21 protein-coding genes are annotated in these 18,632 nt (G+C 69.8%); 6 read left to right on the top strand and 15 right to left on the bottom strand.

From position 1 onward, the window contains the following. Positions 1-133 precede the first annotated feature (133 nt). The 5 genes from VGC13_RS24795 to arfB all read right to left on the bottom strand — a co-directional run bounded on the left by VGC13_RS24795 (position 134) and on the right by arfB (position 2,457). Positions 134-442, bottom strand: coding sequence for a type II toxin-antitoxin system RelE/ParE family toxin (locus VGC13_RS24795; RefSeq protein WP_331128000.1), 309 nt, complete (start codon positions 440-442; stop codon positions 134-136). Then, on the bottom strand, positions 427-1,188 hold the full coding sequence (locus VGC13_RS24790) for a hypothetical protein (protein ID WP_331127999.1): 762 nt from the start codon (positions 1,186-1,188) through the stop codon (positions 427-429). Before VGC13_RS24790 ends, VGC13_RS24795 begins: the two co-directional genes overlap by 16 nt. Before the next feature lie 223 nt (positions 1,189-1,411). Next, a complete protein-coding gene (locus tag VGC13_RS24785) occupies positions 1,412-1,708 on the bottom strand; it encodes a type II toxin-antitoxin system RelE/ParE family toxin (RefSeq protein ID WP_331127998.1) in 297 nt (98 codons plus the stop codon). Continuing rightward, on the bottom strand, positions 1,693-1,998 hold the full coding sequence (locus VGC13_RS24780) for a hypothetical protein (RefSeq protein ID WP_331127997.1): 306 nt from the start codon (positions 1,996-1,998) through the stop codon (positions 1,693-1,695). The genes VGC13_RS24785 and VGC13_RS24780 overlap by 16 nt, the downstream gene beginning before the upstream one ends. Before the next feature lie 21 nt (positions 1,999-2,019). Further along, on the bottom strand, positions 2,020-2,457 hold the full coding sequence (arfB, locus tag VGC13_RS24775; protein ID WP_331127996.1) for an alternative ribosome rescue aminoacyl-tRNA hydrolase ArfB: 438 nt from the start codon (positions 2,455-2,457) through the stop codon (positions 2,020-2,022). 155 nt (positions 2,458-2,612) lie between these two features. Here arfB and mpl point away from each other — a divergent pair, with 155 nt between their 5' ends. Next, positions 2,613-4,091: a UDP-N-acetylmuramate:L-alanyl-gamma-D-glutamyl-meso-diaminopimelate ligase gene (mpl, locus tag VGC13_RS24770; RefSeq protein ID WP_331127995.1), complete on the top strand. Its 1,479-nt coding sequence runs from the start codon at positions 2,613-2,615 to the stop codon at positions 4,089-4,091. A gap of 481 nt (positions 4,092-4,572) precedes the next feature. Further along, positions 4,573-6,165, top strand: coding sequence for an aminotransferase class V-fold PLP-dependent enzyme (locus VGC13_RS24765; protein ID WP_331127994.1), 1,593 nt, complete (start codon positions 4,573-4,575; stop codon positions 6,163-6,165). 166 nt (positions 6,166-6,331) lie between these two features. On the opposite strand, the gene VGC13_RS24760 is transcribed toward VGC13_RS24765, so the two are convergent. Beyond that, the gene (locus VGC13_RS24760) at positions 6,332-7,393 is read right to left on the bottom strand and encodes a porin (protein WP_331127993.1); all 1,062 of its coding nucleotides are present in this window, start codon (positions 7,391-7,393) and stop codon (positions 6,332-6,334) included. 422 nt (positions 7,394-7,815) lie between these two features. Here VGC13_RS24760 and VGC13_RS24755 point away from each other — a divergent pair, with 422 nt between their 5' ends. Continuing rightward, positions 7,816-8,607 carry a carboxypeptidase-like regulatory domain-containing protein gene (locus VGC13_RS24755; RefSeq protein ID WP_331127992.1) on the top strand — a complete coding sequence of 264 codons (792 nt, stop codon included), beginning with the start codon at positions 7,816-7,818 and terminating at the stop codon, positions 8,605-8,607. Positions 8,608-9,249: 642 nt separating this feature from the next. On the opposite strand, the gene VGC13_RS24750 is transcribed toward VGC13_RS24755, so the two are convergent. The 4 genes from VGC13_RS24750 to VGC13_RS24735 form a co-directional block, all read right to left on the bottom strand. Next, complete coding sequence (locus VGC13_RS24750; protein WP_331127991.1) at positions 9,250-9,498, bottom strand: hypothetical protein; 249 nt, start codon at positions 9,496-9,498, stop codon at positions 9,250-9,252. Between the two features lie 28 nt (positions 9,499-9,526). Next, a complete protein-coding gene (locus VGC13_RS24745; RefSeq protein ID WP_331127990.1) occupies positions 9,527-10,057 on the bottom strand; it encodes a hypothetical protein in 531 nt (176 codons plus the stop codon). Then, positions 10,057-11,562, bottom strand: a complete 1,506-nt coding sequence (locus VGC13_RS24740) for a hypothetical protein (RefSeq protein WP_331127989.1) — start codon at positions 11,560-11,562, stop codon at positions 10,057-10,059. Before VGC13_RS24740 ends, VGC13_RS24745 begins: the two co-directional genes overlap by 1 nt. A gap of 584 nt (positions 11,563-12,146) precedes the next feature. Then, entirely contained in the window at positions 12,147-13,118 is a 972-nt protein-coding gene (locus tag VGC13_RS24735) for a hypothetical protein (protein WP_331127988.1), read from the bottom strand. Between the two features lie 251 nt (positions 13,119-13,369). Between VGC13_RS24735 and VGC13_RS24730 the strand changes: the two genes are divergently transcribed. Beyond that, the gene (locus tag VGC13_RS24730; RefSeq protein ID WP_331127987.1) at positions 13,370-14,218 is read left to right on the top strand and encodes a carboxypeptidase-like regulatory domain-containing protein; all 849 of its coding nucleotides are present in this window, start codon (positions 13,370-13,372) and stop codon (positions 14,216-14,218) included. Between the two features lie 390 nt (positions 14,219-14,608). Here the strand turns inward: VGC13_RS24730 and VGC13_RS24725 are convergent, their stop codons facing one another. Next, a complete protein-coding gene (locus tag VGC13_RS24725; RefSeq protein ID WP_331127986.1) occupies positions 14,609-15,139 on the bottom strand; it encodes a hypothetical protein in 531 nt (176 codons plus the stop codon). Between the two features lie 262 nt (positions 15,140-15,401). Here VGC13_RS24725 and VGC13_RS24720 point away from each other — a divergent pair, with 262 nt between their 5' ends. Then, positions 15,402-15,713: a hypothetical protein gene (locus VGC13_RS24720; protein ID WP_331127985.1), complete on the top strand. Its 312-nt coding sequence runs from the start codon at positions 15,402-15,404 to the stop codon at positions 15,711-15,713. Between the two features lie 65 nt (positions 15,714-15,778). On the opposite strand, the gene VGC13_RS24715 is transcribed toward VGC13_RS24720, so the two are convergent. The 4 genes from VGC13_RS24715 to VGC13_RS24700 all read right to left on the bottom strand — a co-directional run bounded on the left by VGC13_RS24715 (position 15,779) and on the right by VGC13_RS24700 (position 17,854). After that, entirely contained in the window at positions 15,779-16,435 is a 657-nt protein-coding gene (locus VGC13_RS24715; RefSeq protein WP_331127984.1) for a lysoplasmalogenase, read from the bottom strand. 2 nt (positions 16,436-16,437) lie between these two features. After that, positions 16,438-16,893 carry an SRPBCC family protein gene (locus VGC13_RS24710; RefSeq protein WP_331127983.1) on the bottom strand — a complete coding sequence of 152 codons (456 nt, stop codon included), beginning with the start codon at positions 16,891-16,893 and terminating at the stop codon, positions 16,438-16,440. 61 nt (positions 16,894-16,954) lie between these two features. Then, positions 16,955-17,446, bottom strand: a complete 492-nt coding sequence (locus tag VGC13_RS24705) for a UPF0158 family protein (RefSeq protein ID WP_331127982.1) — start codon at positions 17,444-17,446, stop codon at positions 16,955-16,957. A 90-nt stretch (positions 17,447-17,536) separates the two neighbouring features. After that, the gene (locus VGC13_RS24700; RefSeq protein ID WP_331127981.1) at positions 17,537-17,854 is read right to left on the bottom strand and encodes a hypothetical protein; all 318 of its coding nucleotides are present in this window, start codon (positions 17,852-17,854) and stop codon (positions 17,537-17,539) included. An 88-nt stretch (positions 17,855-17,942) separates the two neighbouring features. On the opposite strand from VGC13_RS24700, the gene VGC13_RS24695 reads away from it, so the two are divergent. After that, positions 17,943-18,326, top strand: a complete 384-nt coding sequence (locus VGC13_RS24695) for a MerR family transcriptional regulator (RefSeq protein ID WP_331127980.1) — start codon at positions 17,943-17,945, stop codon at positions 18,324-18,326. Positions 18,327-18,632: the final 306 nt, after the last annotated feature.

Genomic DNA, 18,632 nt, shown 5'->3' with positions numbered 1-18,632 from the left:
CTGCTGTCTCAGCGCGCAAACAGCGGTTCAGGGTCTTGATGAACTCTTCGTCGTCCTCGAGGACGGGATCACTCCAGGTCAGTCGCCAAGCCACGGGGCCAGACGGCGCATGGCCAATCGCGACACCGTCATATCAGAACCTGACCCGCGGCGGTCGCTTGGGAAGGGGCTGCCGGGAGTGACGGATCATGGCGATCCCCACGTGTCCGGAGGAAACCGTGTACACAACGCGGTACGGGTAAACGATCAACTCCCGGAATGCCGCCCGATTCCACTCGGGGACGACTCTGCCGGAGAGCGGGAGTTCGGGCAGACGGCGAACGGCTTCGATGATACTGCCAACCATCGTGTCCGCGTTGGCCTTTGAGTCCTGCTCGATGTATTTCGCGAGTTTGAGGATGTCGGCCTTCGCCCTGATCGACCAGATCAGCGGGTGAGCCACCGGGAAAGACTTTGCTCGACCTCTTCCTGCGTGAAGGTCGGCTCGTTTTCCAGCGACCAGATCCCCTGCTTGATCTGCTCTCGCACATACAGGGTGTGCAGGATGGCTTCCATGGCGCAGCCATCCGGAAGATCATCCAGGGTTTCAAGAACCTCGGCCCTCGTGAGGCTCACCTCGTAGCTGGCGGAGAGCGGTGCTTCGATCTCCTCCGGCGGGGAATGGGCCGGAAGCTCCTCGCGCGGTTCACGGAGTTCGGCGGGATGGCTGGAAGATGCTTCGTGCGCCCACTGTGCGAACCGGGCTTCCATCTCTTCCTGGCTCACGAGCGGCTCGTAGATCGCGGATGCCAGGCCCCGCCGCAGATCCTCCCGCTCATCCAACTCTTCAAGGAGGTCGTTCACGGAGCAGCCGTCCGGCAGCGCGTCGAGCGCAGCCAGGACTTCGTGCTTTGCGGTGGGCGCGGCGATCTCCCGCAGTGCTTCCCACAAATCGGTCCTGCCTTCGGCCGCGACGCTCTCGGGGTGGGGATAATCCCTCATGAAGGTGGTGCGAGCGCGCTGGCCGTTCCTGGGAACGTCCTCCAGCAGCCTCAGCACGTCTGCTTTCGCGGTGCTCATCCTGTTCCCTTTCCGCGGGTGGGCGCCGATTCGATCCGCAACAATATCAACGAGAAACAGGCCCAGGATCAAGCCGGTCGAATACGCCACCAGCGACGCGAAAGTAGGTAACCCGTCGTCTCCGGACACTGCGGCCACCCTCTCGCATGGATTTGTCGTGGCGGACATCGCCGCGCATCTTGGTTACAGTAAGATGACCATCACCATCCTGCGCGTGTGCGGCGGCCGCCCGCAAGGAGCGGAGGGCGGAGGTGGGGTGTGCGATTAAAGAAAAGCCGGGGCGGCTCCACCGCGGAGCCGCCCCGGCTTCTTTCCCCTGATCGTCGCGCCTGCCAGCCAGCATCGATGGCTGTCAATGCCATCCCGGTAGTGGAATCCGGGTGTCCTGCACCGTTTCAATGATCACAACCTCCGGCTCCAGCCGGTAGATCAGTCGATAGCGTCGAAAGACAATCACTTCCCGGTATGCGGGGTTCCCCCACTCCGGTACGATGCGGCCGGAGAATGGAAACAGGGGAAGCCGTTCAGCCTGCTTTCTCAACGCACGAACAACCGTAACCGAGTAGGCGCTTGAGTACCGCTCCAGCGTGGATGCGAGTTCTTCGATGTCCTCGAGGACGGGATCGGTCCAGATCAGTCCCCGAGCCACCGCGCCAGACGACGCATGGCTGCCTCATGCGTCCAAACACGTCCCTGCCGGTACGCCTCGTCGCCACGCCGAATGGCGTTGCGGATGCGTTCAGCGTACTCCTCTTCAGTTTCCATCCGCCCCGTGGGCAATGGCGGCACTTCGACTCCCGCGGTGCTCATCCTGTTCCCCTTGCGCGGGTGGGCGGCGATCCGATGCGCAACAATATCAACGAGAAACAGGCCGAGAAGCAAGCCGGTCGAATACGCCACCAGCAACGCAAACGTTGGCGATTTCTCGTTTTCGGACACCGCGGGCACCCGGTCGCGTGCTTACTCGTCGTGGCGGACGTCGCCGCGCATCTTCTTTACGGCGGAGCGCTTCTTCTTTTCGTCCAGGCGCGCCTCCTTGGAGGCGCGGGACGGCCTGGTCTTGATGCGCTTCTTGGGGATGACCAGCGCCTGGGCCACCAGCTCCGCGAAGCGCGCGGTGACGGACTCGCGGTTCTGGTGCTGGCTGCGCTGCTCGCTGGACGACATCAGCAGCACGCCCTCGGAGTTGATGCGGTTGGCCAGCTTTTCCTGGATCCGCGCGCGCTGGTCGTCCGTCAGGCTGGGCGACGCGCCCACGTCCCACGCCAGCTCCACGCGGCTGGACGAGGTGTTGACGTGCTGTCCGCCCGGCCCGCCGGACCGTGTGGCGCGGTAGGTGAGCTCCGCGCGCGGAATCCACAGCGAGTCGTTGATCTGCAGGACCGTATCTTCCGCCATCCCTCTTCGCCGCCTTTGTCTGGTTGATGCAACGGCCCGTTGCCGCCGGGCTTTCGCCTCTACAATCTACACGCCGCGGGGCTCGTTCGCCGGGCGCGGCACGCCTCTGGCAATCCGCCGCGCTCCTGATCCCACTGCGCAAGGAGAATGCAGGCATGCCCCAGTCCGCGTCCAACGCCCGTCCCCACGCGATCCACGCCGCGAACCCGCGCCACTACCACCTGATCGGCATCGGGGGAACGGCGATGGCGTCGCTCGCCGGGCTGCTGCGCGCGGCCGGCCACCGCGTCACCGGCAGCGACGAGGCCGTGTATCCGCCCATGTCCACGCAGCTTGCGGACCTGGGAATCCACTACGCCGAGGGGTACGCGCCCGCCAACCTGGACGTGAACCCCGACATCGTCGTCGTCGGCAACGCCATCTCGCGCGGCAACGAGGAGCTGGAGGCGGTGCTCGACCGGCGGATGCACTACACCGCCGCCGCCGTGGTCATCAAGGAAGAGCTGCTGCGCGGCCGCCACGTGCTGGCCGTCGCCGGCACGCACGGCAAGACGACGACGACCTCGCTGCTGGCGTGGATCCTGGAGAGCGCGGGGCTCAACCCGTCGTTCCTCATCGGCGGCATCGCCGAGAACTTCGGCAGCAGCTTCCGGCTCACGGACAGCGACTACTTCGTCATCGAGGCCGACGAGTACGACACGGCGTACTTCGACAAGGGGCCCAAGATGTGGCACTACCTGCCCGTTACGGCCATCGTCAACAACATCGAGTTCGACCACGCCGACATCTACCGGGACGAAGAGGCGTACCGCTTCGCCTTTGCGCGCTTCATCAACCTGGTGCCCCGCAACGGCACGCTGGTGGCGGGATGGGATTCGCCGATCATGCGCGAGCTGGGGCCCAAGGCCTTCGCGCCGATCGAATCGTTCGCCTACGGGGACGATTCCGTGGCGGAGGGCGGGCACCCGCGCTGGACGGCCCGCGACGTGTCGTTCGGCGAGCAGGGAACGCGCTTTACGGTGCTGCACGGCGACGAGGTGTGGGGCGACGTGCAGACGCCGCTGACCGGCGCCTTCAACGTGCGCAACTGCCTGGCGGTGATCGCCGCGGCCGAGTCCATCGGCGCGGACCGTGACGGGGTGCGCGAGGGGCTGCGGACCTTCGCCAGCGTCAAGCGGCGGATGGAGGTGCGCGGCGAGGTGCGCGGCGTAACGGTGATGGACGACTTTGCCCACCATCCCACGGCCGTGCGCGAGACCATCGACGCGGTGCGGCAGCGCTACCCCGGCCGGCCGGTGGTGGCCGTCTTCGAGCCGCGCAGCTACACGGCCCAGCGCCGCGAATTCCAGGACGCCTACCGCGACGCCTTTGCCGGCGCCGAGCGCGTGGTGCTGGCGGGGCTCTTTCACCCCGAGCGCTACACGGCGGAGACGGCGATGAACCCGCTGGAGCTGGTGGACGCCTGGCGCGCCGCCGGCAAGCCCGCCGACTTCATCCCCGACCCGGACGAGATCGTGGCGCGGCTGGTGCCGGAGCTCAGGGGCGGCGAGGTGGTGCTGGTGATGAGCAACGGCGGCTTCGGCGGCATCCACGGCAAGCTGCTGGACGCGCTGGGGCAGGGCTCCGGCGGCTGACCAAGGAACGGGTCGGGTACAGAGGAACAGAGAAGGAAAGAGAGGAGCAGAGGAAACCGTCGTCTTGGGCCTCTGTTCCTCTCTTTTGACCTCTGCTCCTCTGTACCCAACCTTTCTTGTGAATCGGCAGCATCCCGGAAGCCATGGACGGCGCATCCGTTTTCCGCTGATACTATTCTCGACACCGAACGACGTCACGGACTGCCGCCGGCGCGGGGTGCGGATTGAGCCGCAGCCGCGTTCCAGGGCAGGTCCGGACTGGCCTGGAGCGTCCACACCGGCATTCTCGCGGTCACGTGGAAGGGCCCATAACGGCTTTTTTAGATAACGATTTGCGACATTAATCAAATCTAGTTACTCTTATCCGTTCGCGCGGCGGCGGAATGCTTTGGCATTTCCCGCGGCGCATGCGCGGGGGAACCGCGCCCGAACGGCCACCGCTCGACATGAACCGCGCCTCGCGCCTACAGCAGATTCTCGCATGCCCCCCACTCTCTCGCCGGCGACCCGCCCACTGCCGCAGGTGCGGCTGGCGGACAACCCGCTCCACCTGTTCGCCCCCCCGCTGGACGACGGCGGCGAGGAGCGCGTGGACGAGCTGGTGCGCGCCTTTCTGGACGCCGCTGATGCAGGTGACGGAATCCCGGCCGAGACGCTGACCCCGCGCTTTGGCGCCAGCGAGGTGCCGCAGGGCACGGTGGACCTGGACACGTACCTGGCGTACCTGGACCGCGAGGTGGTGTCGCACGCCAGCCGCGTGGCGTCGCCGCGCTACATCGGCCACATGACGTCGGCGCTGCCGTACTTCGTGCAGCCGCTGGCCCGGCTGGTGGCCGCGCTCAACCAGAACGTGGTCAAGCTCGAGACGGCCGCGTCGCTCACCCCGTACGAGCGGCAGGCGCTGGGCATCATGCACCGCCTGGCGTACGGGTACGGCGACGCGTTCTACGACGCGCACGTGCAGGCCCCCGAGAGCACGCTGGGAATCCTGACCTCGGGCGGCACGGTGGCCAACCTGACGGCCATGTGGTGCGCGCGCAACACGGCGCTGCGCGCCGACGGCGGCTTTGCGGGGGTGGAGCAGGAGGGGCTGGCGGCGGCGCTGGCGCACTACGGCCACCGCCGCGCGGTGATCGTGGGCTCGTCGCTCATGCACTTCAGCTTCGACAAGGCCGCGGACCTGATGGGGCTGGGCGTGCGCGGCGTGGTAAAGGTGCCGGTGGATGCGCGGCTGCGCGCCAACCCCGAGGCCGTTCGGGCGGCGGTGGAGCGCTGCCGCGCCGAGGGCGACCTGGTGCTGGCGGTGGTGGGCGTGGCCGGCACCACCGAGGCGGGAAGCGTGGACCCGCTGGACGAGCTGGCCGACGTGGCCGCCGGGGCGGGCGCGCACTACCACGTGGACGCGGCCTGGGGCGGCGCCACGCTGTTCTCGCGCCGCCACCGCACGGTGCTGGCGGGGATCGAGCGCGCGGACTCGGTGACCATCGACGGCCACAAGCAGATGTACACGCCGCTGGGCACGGGGCTCATCCTGTTCCGCGACCCGGACCTGGCGCGCTCGGTGGAAAAGACGGCCAGCTACGTGCTGCGCCGCGGCTCGGGCGACCTGGGGCGGCGCTCGCTGGAGGGCTCCCGCCCGGCGGCGGCGGTGCACCTGCACGCGGGGCTGCACCTGCTGGGGCGGCGCGGCTACGAGTACCTGGTGGACGAGGGTGTGCGCAAGGCGGCGTACATGGCCGGCCGCCTGCGCCAGCGCCCCGAGTTCCAGCTGGTGGCCGAGCCGCAGCTGAACATCCTGCTGTACCGCTACCTTCCCGAGCCGCTGCGCGAGCGGGCGCACGCCGGCACGCTGACGCCGGCGGAGCTGCACGCGCTCAACGAGTTCAACGCGCGCCTGCAGAAGCAGCAGTGGGACCTGGGGCGCACCTTCGTTTCGCGCACCACGCTGGACAAGGGCGACGCGGAGCCCATGGTGGCGCTGCGCGTGGTGCTGGCCAACCCGCTTACGCAGGAGTCCGACATCGACTGCGTGCTGGCCGACCAGGTGGCCATCGCGCGCGAGCTCGAGCTCTAGCGGCGGACCCCTGCCGGCCGGATGCAAAGAAGCCCTGTCCCTGGCCGGACGGGGCTTCTTTGCGATGACCAGCAGACTCGCATTACGCTGAGACGCGGAGAGAGCGTCGCCTCGTTCTTCTCTCCGCGTCTCCGCGCCTCTGCGTGATGCTTTTCCCGCCCGCGGTTCAGATCCGGATGGACAGCGACGTCACCAGCGTGGTGCTGGCCTTCGACAAACCACCCTCGGCGTCGCGGCCGGGAAAGATCTCGTCGTCCGCGCTGAAGAAGCGCGCCTCGGTGCGCCACAGCGCCGATCCGCGCGCCACGTCCACGCCCGCCGACGCGCCCCAGGTGCGCAGCCCCGGCGCAACCACGCCGTCCTCGTCGTCGAAGCGCTCGACGCGCGCGGTGATCCCCACGCCCGGTGTGACCCAGTGGCGCCCCAGCAGCGAGCCGGCGAACCAGGTGTCGCCCTCCTGCGTCCCCACGTCCACGGTGCCCACCAGCGTGGTTCGCTCCGTGGGGGCGAAGCGGGCGCTGACGTCGTTGAAGAAGCGGATCCCCTGCTCGCCCGTATCAGCGTGCGGCTCGCGGCCCACGAAGTTGCTGTACGACACCGTCAGCGCCGGCGACGCGGCCCAGTCCAGCCGCACGCCCACCGCCTTGTCCTCGTTGTTCTCGGCGATCACCTGCCAGCCGTTGATCACGTTCAGCTGCGCGGTCAGCGCGGGCGTGGCGTTCCAGGTGGCGCGCACGCCGGCCTGGTAGTACGGCGCGAACTCGGTGGGGAGCGAGCGCGTGTAGGTGGGGTTGTCGATGCTGATCCAGCTTTCGCTGCCGATGTGCGAAAAGAAAATGCCCCCGTCGATCCACAGCGTGGGCGCCACCGCCACCCCCAGCGTGGCCTCCTGGATGAGCGGCAGGTAGTTGGTCTGCCCGGCGATCTCGTCCGGCTCGAATGCGTAGTTCACCTGCACGCTGGTGCCGGCCTGCAGCGCCAGCCGCGCGCGCGTCGTCGGCGCCGTGTACTGCACCGCCACGTGCGCCAGGTTGATGTTGAACTCGTCGTGCCGCGCGGCCTGCGTGGTCCACGCCCGGTCGTGCGACGCCGGCCGCCCGAAGTCGTACGCGTAGTAGCCGTCCACGAACGCGCCGAACGTAAGCCGCGGCGTGGTATCCGCCTCCTGCGCGGCGATGGATGCGGGAAGCGCCAGTGCCAGCGCACCCGCCGTGATGATCTTCCGCATGGGTCGTGTGGGGATGAGAGGGAAGGGATGGAGATCGGACGGGCGAGCAGGACGTGATCGCCCGGTGAGAAGAACTGCAGACGGACGGCCGCCAAACTGGCGTCAATATCCGGCGAAATCAAGGCATTGAACTTGATGATCCACGTCGCGGGCTTCCCTTCCGACTCTCGGGCCGGAATGCCTTGCGGACACCTGGATGCGGGAGGTTGTGATGGCACGCAACGGAGGCGGCGGACAGAGCGGCGGTTCGGGTGAAGACAGGGGCGGGAGCTCGCCGGACCGATCGCCGAACGATGATCGTAGCGACGCGAGCAATCCCACCAGCGACGCTTACGACGCCGACCAGGAGAACCAGGCCGACCAGGCGGAGCGCGGTTGGTAGTCTTCCCGCACTCCACGACCCAGCGGCTGGCAGGGGAACGATGATGCGTGCGGGATTTCTTTTCCTGGGGCTTCTGCTGGCGGCGCCGGCCGCCGCGCAGACCGTGCGCGTGACGGTGGCCGACGCGGCGTCCGGTGCGCCGGTGGCGGGTGCGATGGTGCGCGTGGAATCCGACTCCGGGGCGCTGGCGGCCGCCGGCTTCTCCGACGCCCGCGGCACCGTTCAGCTGCGGCTGCCGGAGGGCGGCCTCTACACGGTCGGCGCCACGCGCGCGGGGTACGCGCCAGGTGCGCAGCCGGTGGACGTGGCCTCCGCCGGCCGCACCGACGCCGTGCTGCGCCTTGCCGTGCGCCCGTTGACGCTGGACACCGTGAAAGTGGTGCGCACCGAAACCGGCGAGCGGGAGGTGGGCCGGCAGAGCTTCGAGCGGCGGCGCGCGGCGGCGGACGGCATCTACCTGGACTCGGCGTACGTGGCGCGGCGCAGCGCCACCTGGCCGGGCGACCTGCTGTACTCCGTACCGGGAATCGAGGTGCGGGGCGTGCCGGGGCCCCGCGGCATCCGCCGCCCGGCGACGCGGCTGGGCGGGCGCTGCCTGTCATACCTGGTGAACGGGCTTCCCTTCTACGGCGGCTGGCCGCGCTGGGTGGCGCTGGAAGAGACGCTGCGCCGCAGCGACGTGGTGGCCGTGGAGGTGTACCCCATCTATGACCGCGTTCCCATGGAACTGCGGCGGTACGCGGCGGAGCGCGGCTACTGCGGCCTCATCGTCTACTGGACCGAAGACGGCTGGAACTCCACCTCGCGCGGCGCCGACCCCGATGCCGGTTGAAGACTCGCGGCCGGCGTGGCGAGCCGCGCATCCGGAAGCAGCGGTTTCCATATCCGCGCAGGCGTCCGCGACGAGGAGACTGTCGAATCCGGGAAAGCGGGATACGACACCCGGCGGATCGGTGTTATTGAGAGGGTGTTGTTGCTAACCTCAGATTCATAACGAAGCGGTGACTTCCTGAGGGAGCGCACCACGTGTAATCAGAAGCCACACAACAGATTGCGCGCGACCGAAGGACCTCGTCTCGGTGGCGCAGGGGCCAGATCAGGGCACGGGACCCGCCCCGCCGTTCTGCTGGCGAGGTCCTTCGGTCGGCGCCAGGGTGCAGTGTACAAGCGAGTTACGGGGCGGCGCCTCCCTCAGGAAGTCATATCAATCACGCTGGGAGGTTTGGCAGCACACTCTGAGGAAGGCGCGCACCCGGTCCCTCCAGATGCACCATCGCCTGTCGCGCCGACCGAAGAATCTGCCGGATGGGCGCACGATCCCGTCGGCTGCGATGGAGTTCCGCGCGAGAGACCGGCGCCCGTTCCCGACGGAGATTCTTCGGTCGGCGCCACGGGTTGCCGCGCGCTCCGGACAGGTCGGGCGGCGCCTTCCTCAGAATGACACGGATCATCAAAGGGTGGAACGGCTGCGCGCTCACTGCGTCACGATCGTCCCCATCCGCACCACCTCGAAGTCGCTGCTGCGCACACGGCTGAGGGTGGCGAGTTCGTCGTCGCTCCAGCGCGGGTCGGGGGCGCCGCTCACGTACCAGCCGCTGCCGTTGTCGGCCAGCAGCATCCCGTACTTCTTCATCGCCTCCAGGATCACCCGCACGTTGGGCGAAAAGCCCGACACGTCGAAGCCGCGGAATGCAGATCGGTGGCACTCTCGCAGTCTCTGCAACGGCAGCAGCCCGCAAGCATCCGCGCAATCAGGAGATGAACAGCGTCGCCGAGGTGGCCACGTGCCAGGCGCCCCCCTCGCGCCGGAGGAGGAACGCCTCGCCCTGCATACAGCCGGCGCCGCAGACGGTTTCCGCGACCACCAGCGCCTGCGCGCCCGACGCGGAGATGCCGGCCGGCGAGAGCCGCAGCGCCAGCGTACCGGGCGTGGAGGCGTCCTGGCGGATGACGACGCTCGCGGACGCCAGGCGGGGGAAGGGCGCGGGAGCCGCGTTCCTGCGCTCGAAGTCGGTCAGGGTGGTGGGATCCAGCCCGGGTAGGCTGGCGATCAGCCCCCAGACCGCGAGCGGAACCCGGTCTCGCGAATACCCCGGGGCAGGCGCCACCGCCACCGAGTCCGCCCCTGCGCGCGCCGCCATCAGCTCCACCAGTGCGGAAAGCGCGCCGGCCGCGGCCCCCGCACCGGGCCCCGGCGCGGAGGCCGCCGGGGTGCAGCGCGCGGCCGTCGCCAGGAGCACCAGCGCACAGAGGAACCCCGTCCGCCCCCCGGCCCGGCGCATCACGGAGCGCCCGGGAACGGCGGGTGCGGCGGCAGCCCGGCGGCCTGCACCGGTGCGCCCTGCTGCGCCACAGCGCTCTGCAGGCTCGCGCTCCAGAAGCTGGCAGGGACCGAGGCCAGGTAGGGGCTCTTGTCCAGGGTGGGGAGGGTGGCGGGCAGCGCGGGCCCGAAGTAGTCGTCGCGGCCGACGTCCACGACCGTCGAAGGGCCGATCACCCACGGCGCGGTACCGGCGTACATCAGGTCCTCCGGCTCCGGCACGTGCGCGGGGTAGGCGGCCGTGTGGTGCGGGGCTGCGCGCGAGACGATCCCCAGCGTATGGATGAGGTCGTGGACCGCCGCGAACTCCCAGTAGCGGGGAAACGCGTCCGGCGCGGTGACGAACGTGTTCTCCCCGCACGAGGCACCCGGCGGTGTGCCGTGCAGGTACATGGCGGCCACCCGTCCCGGCACGCTGGGCGGCCAGCTGGCGCCGCCGCAGGAGTAGGTGCTTCCCCCGTCGTAGTAGACCAGGTAGACCTTGCCCGTCGAGATCAGCCCCGCCACGCTCAGCTGCCGCTCGATCTCGTTGCGCACGAACGCGCCCTGGCTCTTCACCTCGGCATTGGTGCGGGAGAGGCGAAAGAAGCCCACGTCCAGCACACCCGCGTACGTGTCCATGCGGAACGCGCGCCCACCCGTCTGCCCCGCCAGCCAGCGCTGGAACGACGCCACGGTGTAGGCAATGTGCGTGGTCGTGTCGAAGCCGCGGTCTTCACCGTCGCTGGGAATCACGTACAGCACGCGCACCTGCGCCCCGACGATCTCGTCGGCCCGGTCGGTACCCGAGCGGGGGGGCGGCAGCAGCAGCACCGTCGCGAACGCGGAGGTGAGCCCGGGCGAGGCGAACGTCAGCTGCCGGGTCCCGACCGCTCCCGTGAGTACCAGGTCCGTGAACGCGGCCACGCCCCCGGTTGTGGTGCCGGAAGCCGTCCCCGCCAAGGTCCCGACGGATACGGAGGCCGTCACCTGGACCGACGCCGCGACCAGGTTGCCGTGCGCGTCCTGCACCTCCACCACTGGCTGCGTGGCCAGCGGAGCGCCCACGCGCGCACCCTCCGGCTGCACCCGGACGGAGAGCGCCGCCGCGGGGCCGGGTGTGCCCGTCGCGGTGAACTCGACGGGCGCCAGGCTTCCCACGCTCGCCCGTAGCCTGTTTTCCCCCGCGCGTGTGCCGAGCGTCCACGTGGCCGCCGTCTCGCCGGTGGCATTCGTAGGCGCGGCGGCGCCGGCCGAGCCGCCGCCCGACACCACGGAGAATGCGACCGTCACACCGGAGAGCGGCGCCCCGCTGGCGTCCGTGACCTTGACGCGCGCCTGCACGGTGCTGGCGACCGGCGAGGTGGACTGCGTGGGGGAAACCGGCGCTACGGCGGCGGGCTGGGGCGGCTGCGGCCGAGGCCCGGGACCCGATCCCCCGTCGCCGCATGCCGCCACAACCAGCAGTGCGGCGACTGCCCCTGCCAATCTGATTCTTGCTTCGTGCATCGTCGTCCACCCGTGTTCATCAATTCCTGTTCTTCCTAAATATAATGTCCCAATACGCGCGTCGATGCAAGTATCCCGATTCATCCCCAGGCCGGCACCGATTCACGGATGCCGCATCCCGATCCCGAACTTCGCGGAACGGGGAGGGATCGCGCTCCCCAGCAAAGGTGACGACGTGACCGTCTGGGCGCCCGGCAGCTGAGAGGCTCGAGGGCGGCGTGGCGAGCTGCGCATCGGAACGCGGCGGTCTCCGCGTCCGCGACGGGGAGAATGTCGGATGCGGAGAAGCGCGGGATACGAAATCCGGCGGACCTGTGTCATTCTGGGGAAGGCGCGCACCCGGTCCCTCTAGATGCACCATCGCCTGTCGCGCCGACCGAAGAATCTGCCGGAGGGGCGCACGATCCCCGTCGGCTGCGATGGGGTTCCGCGCGAGAGACCGGCGCCCGTTCCCGACGGAGATTCTTCGGTCGGCGCACAGGGCTGCCGGGCGTTCCGGACGGTTCGGGGCGGCGCCTTCCTCAGAATGACACGGATCATCAAAGGGTGGAACGGCTGCGCGCTCACTGCGTCACGATCGTCCCCATCCGCACCACCTCGAAGTCGCTGCTGCGCACCTGGCTGAGGGTGGCGAGCTCGTCGTCACTCCAGCGCGGGTCGGGGGCGCCGCTCACGTACCAGCCGCTCCCGTTGTCGGCCAGCAGCATCCCATACCTCTTCATCGCCCCCAGGATCACCCGGACGTTGGGCGAAAAGCCCGACACGTCGAAGCCCGCCCGCAGCCGCACGCGCATGCCCATGGGCGGCAGGTTGGGGTCCGTGCGGCTGCTGGCGAAGTGGCGCGCGGGGTGTACGTACGCCCGCCGCGTGGTCGGGCAGGTGAAGCGCAGCGCGTGGCGGATCTCCTTTAGCTCCACCACCTCGTCGTAGCGCACCAGGCCGGGAAAGATGGGGAGCCCCGCCGCGTCCGCCGACGTCCACCCCGCCGGCCGCAGCGCGTTGCTGTTCAGGTCGAACACGGCGCCCGAGCCCGCCGTCCAGCTCTGCCCGCCGTTCACCGGCCGCGCATCGTACAGTTCGTACAGCTTCCAGGCGTCGCGGTCGATCACCAGCACGTGCCGGTCGCCGGTGCCGCCAGGCCCGCCCTCGATGGGCGCGCCGGCGGGGACGGGGTACGGCCCGGGATCGCTCTCGTCGGCGTAGTCAAAGGTGACGGGCACCTTTGCCTGCGTGCCCGAGACCACCACGTAGGGAATGCCGTTGGGCGCGCCATTCCACACCGTGCCGAAGTCCGCGTGCAGCCCGCGGTTGGCCCCGCATGCGGCGATCAGCGCCGCCGAGTTGGGGTCCACCGGCTCGCCCGAGACGTCCGTGTTCCACGCGTTGTCCGCGGGAAAGGGGCGGCGGCCGTTCAGGCTGGCGCCGGGGCCCAGCCCCGTGGTGTCCGCGCCGCCATCCACCGGCGGGCGCGTGGGGCTGCCGCCGTCGCACGCGGCCAGCGCGGCGGCAAGGATCGGGAGGATGATGCGCGGCATCGGCACGGGCGGACGCTCCGGAACGGTGGCGAGTCGGATCGGGAGTGCGGAAGCGGCGTCGGCATCGCTCCGCATCCTGTTCGGCATGCGAGGATGAGTCGCACGCGCTCACGGCGGAAAGATAGGCGGACAGGACGCATAACTGCAACGGTTGCAGTTGGCGGAATCACACCGGGAACTCCGCTCGAAGGGGCGCGGTAGACAGCGCGCTCCGCTGGTTTGCGAACTCGTCCCCTGCCCCGTCGCATCCCATGCCCCGCAAACCCACCCGCCCGCGCCTGCCGGTCCTCTCCCGAAACACATGGTTTTTCGCGCTCGCGCTGCTCCTGCAGCTGGGCGCGGGCGCGGCCGCCGCGCAGACCGCGCGCGTGTCGGTGCACGACGCGCAGAGCGGCGCCCCCGTCGCCGCCGCGATGGTGCGGGTGGAAGACGGGGCCGGCGGGGTGGTGCGCGCGGGGTTCACGCGTCCGGACGGGACGGTGCGGCTGCGGATTCCCGCCGGCGCGTACCAGGTGATCGTCCGCCGCGCCGGGTACCAGGAGGGGAGTACGGCGTTGCGCGTGGAAGGCGCCGGCGTGTCGCTGGACGTGCGGCTGCGGCCCCGGCCGCTGGCGCTGGACACGGTGCGGGTGGTGGCGCCCGGCGGGGGCCCGGAGCGCGGGCGGGACGCGTTTCTGCGGCGGAGCCTTACGGAGGACGGAGTGTTCCTGGACCCGGCGTACCTGGCCGGGCGCTACCACTCCACCTACCTGGGCGACCTGCTGCAGGGCGTTCCGGACCTTGCGGTGGTGGCGCCGGTGTGCGTGCCCCGCCGCGGAAGCAGGTCGCCGTGGAGCGGCTGCGCGGGACGCCTGGCGCCGCGCAAGCCGGTGAGCACGCGCGGCTGGGGATGCATGACCACCCTGCTCAACGGCGTGCCGCCGCGGCTGGGCGCCTCCAACCCCGAATACGGCCACAACGAGATCGACTTCTGGCTCCGTCCGCGCGACATCGTGGGCGTGGAGGTATACCACGTCCCCGGCGACGTTCCGCCGGACCTGCGGCAGTACGCCCAACCGCACTGCGGGATGATCAACTACTGGACGCGAAGCGGCTGGTGAGAGGGTCCGCCACTCTCGGATGGCGAGACAGGTCGTCATCTTGGATACGGCGGTGCCCGGCCCACCCTGCCGGATGCGACAGCCTGTCATTCCGAGGCCCGTCCGCACTGTCGCCAGCCGCTCGCGCCATGGATTGCGGGGCCGAGGAATCTACTCTCGGCCTCCTCGTGGCCGGACGCGGCAGCCCGCGCCATCGCCGCGGCGGCGAAACGGCCAGACAGGGCCCGTGTGGGGCGTCGCGGCAGGCCACGAGGAACCGGACGGTAGATTCCTCGGTCGCGCACCAGCCGTGGAGGTAGCGGAGAGACCGGGTAGGCGCTCCCTCGGAATGACAGTCCGGGGTGTGCGACCAGTGACTTTCACGAGCGAGCCCCGAAGCTACACAACCGATCAGGGAACGGAGCTGATCGGCGCGGAGACGTCGGCGGGGAGGATGGGGGTGCGGAAGGGCTGCCAGTGGTCGCGGGCAAAGACGGAGCCCGCCGCCGCGCCCACGCCAAGCCCCATCGCGCCGCCGCCCAGGCTGGTGAGCACGGTGGTGCCGAGGAAGTCGTCGTCCTTGCGCCCCATGGCAAGCAGCGGGCCGGCGACCACGCCCAGCGCAAAGCCCACGAACAGCCCGCCCAGCGCCGAGCGCCGCACCGAGCGGCGCCGGTTGGGCCCCTCGTTCTTCATCAGCTCCTGAACACCGCCCAGCGCCACCGCGTAGCGCCTTCCCGTCGCCGACTCGCGCACGGCAAGCGAGTCCGTGTGGTACACCAGCACCTCGCCCTCCACCATCCGCGGCCCCCACGCCGGCGCCAGCACCCGCACCGTGTCGCCCGGCGCCAGCGTGTGCACGGCATCCTGCGCGGCGGCGTCCACCTGCGCCATCGTGGCGAGCGCAAGAAGCAGCAGGGCGAGTCGTGGAACCATGCGCATCGATCGATTCCCGTGGATGGATAGACGGGCGGCGGCGGGCGGACGTCCGTCGGCGCATCAACATCCCGCGCGGCGGCCTGCTCCACAAGAGCGGATCGGGCTGACAGGGAATAGGGAATAGGGAATAGGGAATAGCCGGCAAGGGCGGGCCGGATGCCGCGACTGGCCCAAGGCGCCCTGATCCGGCCGGCGCCGTCTGGAGTCCACGGTCCGTGCCCCGGAATCGTAGGGGACAAGGGGATGGGGGATGAGGATCGAGCCCATGGCACGGAGCACGCACCGTACGGTGCCGCCGGCCCACTCCGGGCCGGCGGAGGGGCGGACGCGATCCACGGAGAAGCGCATGGCGTACGTGAACACGCGCGGCACGGGCCGCGGACCCGACGGCGGAACCGGGACGGGTCGCGGGACCGGCGGCAGCACGATGATCCTGGGGCTGCTGGTTCTGGCGGTGCTGGCGCTGGTGATCTGGCTGGTGATGCGCGGCGGCGGTGAGGACGCCGACATCAACGTCAACGTGCCGCAGGTGGAGGCGCCCGACGTGGAGGTAAAGGGCTCCGGCGGCTCCAACTAGCCACCGCATCCGCCGGATCGCGGACGCGCCGGGGCCATCCCGCCGCGTCCGCGTCCGCGCGTCCCCTACCCGAAGGGCGCGGCGTACACCGACGTGGCGATCAGCCACTGCGCGGCGTAGTACGTCCCCAGCACCACGGGCTGGCCGTACGCGTGGCGCCCGCGAAAGCGCTCCCACGCCAGCACCGAGTCCGAGACCACGAACCATCCCGCCCCCAGCGCCGCCAGCAGCGCCGGCGTCGTATCCTCCACCCCCCACCGCGCGGCGGCCTGCCACGCCATGGCCAGCAGCACCGCCGCGTAAGCCGCCACCGGCGCGCGCAGGCCGCCCAGCCGCGGCCACAGCGCCCGCAGCAGCACGGCCCCGTACGCCAGCAGCGCCGCGAGGACCAGCGGCGCGGCCAGCCTGGGCGAACGCGGCGCAAAGGCGGCCACGTAGAACAGGTGCGCCACCAGAAAGCTGGCGAGCCCCGCCACGAAGCGGTCGCGCGGCAGCATCAGGAACACGTCGCCGGCCAGCGAAAACAGCAGGCCGGCAACCACCAGCGCCCGATATCCGCCGCCCACCGACTGCGCCGCCGTCGCCGCCAGCGCCAGGATGAGCACCGTGGTGAGCGGCTTGAGCAGGTAGAACGCGCGGCGGTCCGCACGCCGATCCGCACACACGGCGAGCGCGGCGCAGGCGGCGGCCAGCAGGCTCAGCGCCAGCGGGAGCGCCGCCACCCTCAGCCGCCGGACCACTCGCGCGCCAGCCGCTCCAGGTTCGCGATCTCCTTCTTGTAGACGGGCGCCGCGAGCACCGGAAGCAGCAGGCTCTCCAGCCATCCCTGCACGCCGCCGCGCATCCACTGGGTGGTGATGGTCACGCGGCAGTGCCCACCCTCCGCCGGGTCCACCCTGAAGGTGCTGAACAGGTCCGACTCCAGGTCCTGCTCCTTCAGCAGGCGCCCGGGCTCCGGCTCGGTGACGGCCATGCGAAAGGTGCGCATCTTCATCCCCTGCCGCGTCTGCACGCGGAACACCGTTCCCGCGCCGGTGCCGCCGCTTTCCACGACGAGTTCGCCAAACGGCGGACGGGGGAGGATGTGGGGATGCCCGTCGTGGTAGTCGGCAAGGATGCCGTACACCGTCGCGGGCGGCGCATGGACCAGGGCGGATGCGCCTACGGTAACCTGGGACATGGATCCGATCGGAGATTGGTTGATTGGTGTGCTGATGGGCACGAATGCCGTGCGGCCGCGGCTACGCGGCCGGCGGGCGCGGTACCTGAAACAGCTCGGCGTCCAGCTCGCGCTCCTCTACCCAGGCGCGTGCGCACGCCCGCAGCTTCTCTTCTTCGTACGCGAACCACGCGTCGCGGACGGGTCCAAGCTCGTGGAGCGCATCCTTGAAGCTCCGGAACGGCCGGGGACGATCCAGCGCGTTCAGCAGCCGCCGGCGCACACGTTCCTCTTCCTGTTCGCGGGCGAACTCTTCCATCCACCGAAAGCGCTGGTGCGAGGGAAGGGGCTCGATCGAAAGGAATCGGCCGCTCTCCAGCGGGTCCAGATCGCCGAACTCGTCATCCAGATCGTCGTCTTCGTCCAGATCCAGGTCCAGGTCTCCACGCAGCTTCGGGTCGCGGAGCCATTCCTTCATTAGGGTCGTTCCCGTCTGCAGGTCGAGCACCCATTCGGAGTCGTGGTCGCTCAGGGCGATGGCGAGCTCGTCGATGTCGATGCGGATGCGCGGCATGGGAGTCCGGCGGATGAATGAGCAGAGTGCACACTCGTCATGATGATGGTGCGCATCCGCGGCCGCCCGCGCAAGCCATCCGCCGGCCCGTCAGCGCCCCAGCTCCGCGTCCAGGAACGCGCGCGTCCCCCGCGGCCCGGCAAGCCGCAGCCACACCGGCCCCTCCGCCGCCGAGACGGTGATGCCGAATTCCAGGAACGGGCAGCACCGCCGTTCATTGTGGACGAAGCGCATCACGCGCTCCAGCCACGCCGCATCGAAGGCGAACGCGTATCCATCCTCCAGCGCCCGCCGCTCCCGCACGCCGGTGCCGAACAGCTCCGCGGCCAGCGCGAAGTGCGCCGGCCGCTCGTCCGCGGGGATTGCGCCGGGGGCGCACGCCAGCGGCACGGCTGCTTCCGTGTCCATCATCCACGCTCCTCTCCAGTTGGGTCGATTGCCCTCATCCGCGGAGCAGGCTACAACTTCAAGTGGACTCGAAGTCAAGGAGCACGGGATGGAGGAGCTGTCGATCGGGGAGGTGGCGCGGCGCACCGGGGTGCCGGCCTCGGCGCTGCGGTACTACGAGGATGCGGGGCTGCTTCCCGCGCCGCGGCGGGTGAGCGGGCGCAGGCGGTACGACGCTGAGGTGCTGCGGCGGGTGCAGGTGCTGCGGTGCGCGCAGCAGGCGGGGTTCACGCTGGCCGAGATCCGCACGCTGTTCCACGGCTTTGGCGCGCAGACGCCGCTGGGCGAGCGGTGGAGGTCGCTGGCCAACGCCAAGCTGCGCGAGCTGGACGCGCTGATCGCCCGCGCCGGGCAGATGAAGCAGGCCATTCTGGCCGGCATGGAGTGCGGCTGCGTGCGGATGGAAGACTGCATCCTGGTGCCGCCGGAGTGATGCATATCCTGAAGTGAAGATGGCTCACACAGAGTCAGCAGAGTCAACAGAGGATCGAGCCCTCTGCCGGCTCCGTCGACTCTGTGTGAGTTCCCCACCTGCTGCGAAGACCCTTGCTCACGGAACCTGGGCCAGCAGTAGCGGCATCCGGCCCGCCGTTGCCGGCTATTCCCTAACCCGGCGTAGCCGGAACCAAACACGAGTTGGGCTTGACATGGCGGAGTTTCGTTGCATGGTGTTTACCCTGTTCACCTGCTCGCGAAAACTGCCATGCTCATCGACCGCTACGCAGCTCGTATCCTCGGC

The organism is Longimicrobium sp. (assembly GCF_036399255.1).
Lineage (GTDB): Bacteria > Gemmatimonadota > Gemmatimonadetes > Longimicrobiales > Longimicrobiaceae > Longimicrobium.
This window is presented reverse-complemented; position numbering and strand designations above follow the sequence as displayed.

Bases quoted from the DNA above. Each gene is read 5' to 3' on its own strand.
- VGC13_RS24700 (WP_331127981.1), bottom strand. From the start codon at position 17,854: ATGGACACGGAAGCAGCCGTGCCGCTGGCGTGCGCCCCCGGCGCAATC.
- VGC13_RS24725 (WP_331127986.1), bottom strand. From the start codon at position 15,139: ATGCGCATGGTTCCACGACTCGCCCTGCTGCTTCTTGCGCTCGCCACG.
- VGC13_RS24745 (WP_331127990.1), bottom strand. From the start codon at position 10,057: ATGCGCCGGGCCGGGGGGCGGACGGGGTTCCTCTGTGCGCTGGTGCTC.
- VGC13_RS24755 (WP_331127992.1), top strand. From the start codon at position 7,816: ATGATGCGTGCGGGATTTCTTTTCCTGGGGCTTCTGCTGGCGGCGCCG.
- VGC13_RS24765 (WP_331127994.1), top strand. From the start codon at position 4,573: ATGCCCCCCACTCTCTCGCCGGCGACCCGCCCACTGCCGCAGGTGCGG.
- VGC13_RS24735 (WP_331127988.1), bottom strand. From the start codon at position 13,118: ATGCCGCGCATCATCCTCCCGATCCTTGCCGCCGCGCTGGCCGCGTGC.
- VGC13_RS24730 (WP_331127987.1), top strand. From the start codon at position 13,370: ATGCCCCGCAAACCCACCCGCCCGCGCCTGCCGGTCCTCTCCCGAAAC.
- VGC13_RS24695 (WP_331127980.1), top strand. From the start codon at position 17,943: ATGGAGGAGCTGTCGATCGGGGAGGTGGCGCGGCGCACCGGGGTGCCG.
- arfB (WP_331127996.1), bottom strand. From the start codon at position 2,457: ATGGCGGAAGATACGGTCCTGCAGATCAACGACTCGCTGTGGATTCCG.
- VGC13_RS24720 (WP_331127985.1), top strand. From the start codon at position 15,402: ATGGCACGGAGCACGCACCGTACGGTGCCGCCGGCCCACTCCGGGCCG.
- VGC13_RS24760 (WP_331127993.1), bottom strand. From the start codon at position 7,393: ATGCGGAAGATCATCACGGCGGGTGCGCTGGCACTGGCGCTTCCCGCA.
- VGC13_RS24710 (WP_331127983.1), bottom strand. From the start codon at position 16,893: ATGTCCCAGGTTACCGTAGGCGCATCCGCCCTGGTCCATGCGCCGCCC.
- mpl (WP_331127995.1), top strand. From the start codon at position 2,613: ATGCCCCAGTCCGCGTCCAACGCCCGTCCCCACGCGATCCACGCCGCG.
- VGC13_RS24705 (WP_331127982.1), bottom strand. From the start codon at position 17,446: ATGCCGCGCATCCGCATCGACATCGACGAGCTCGCCATCGCCCTGAGC.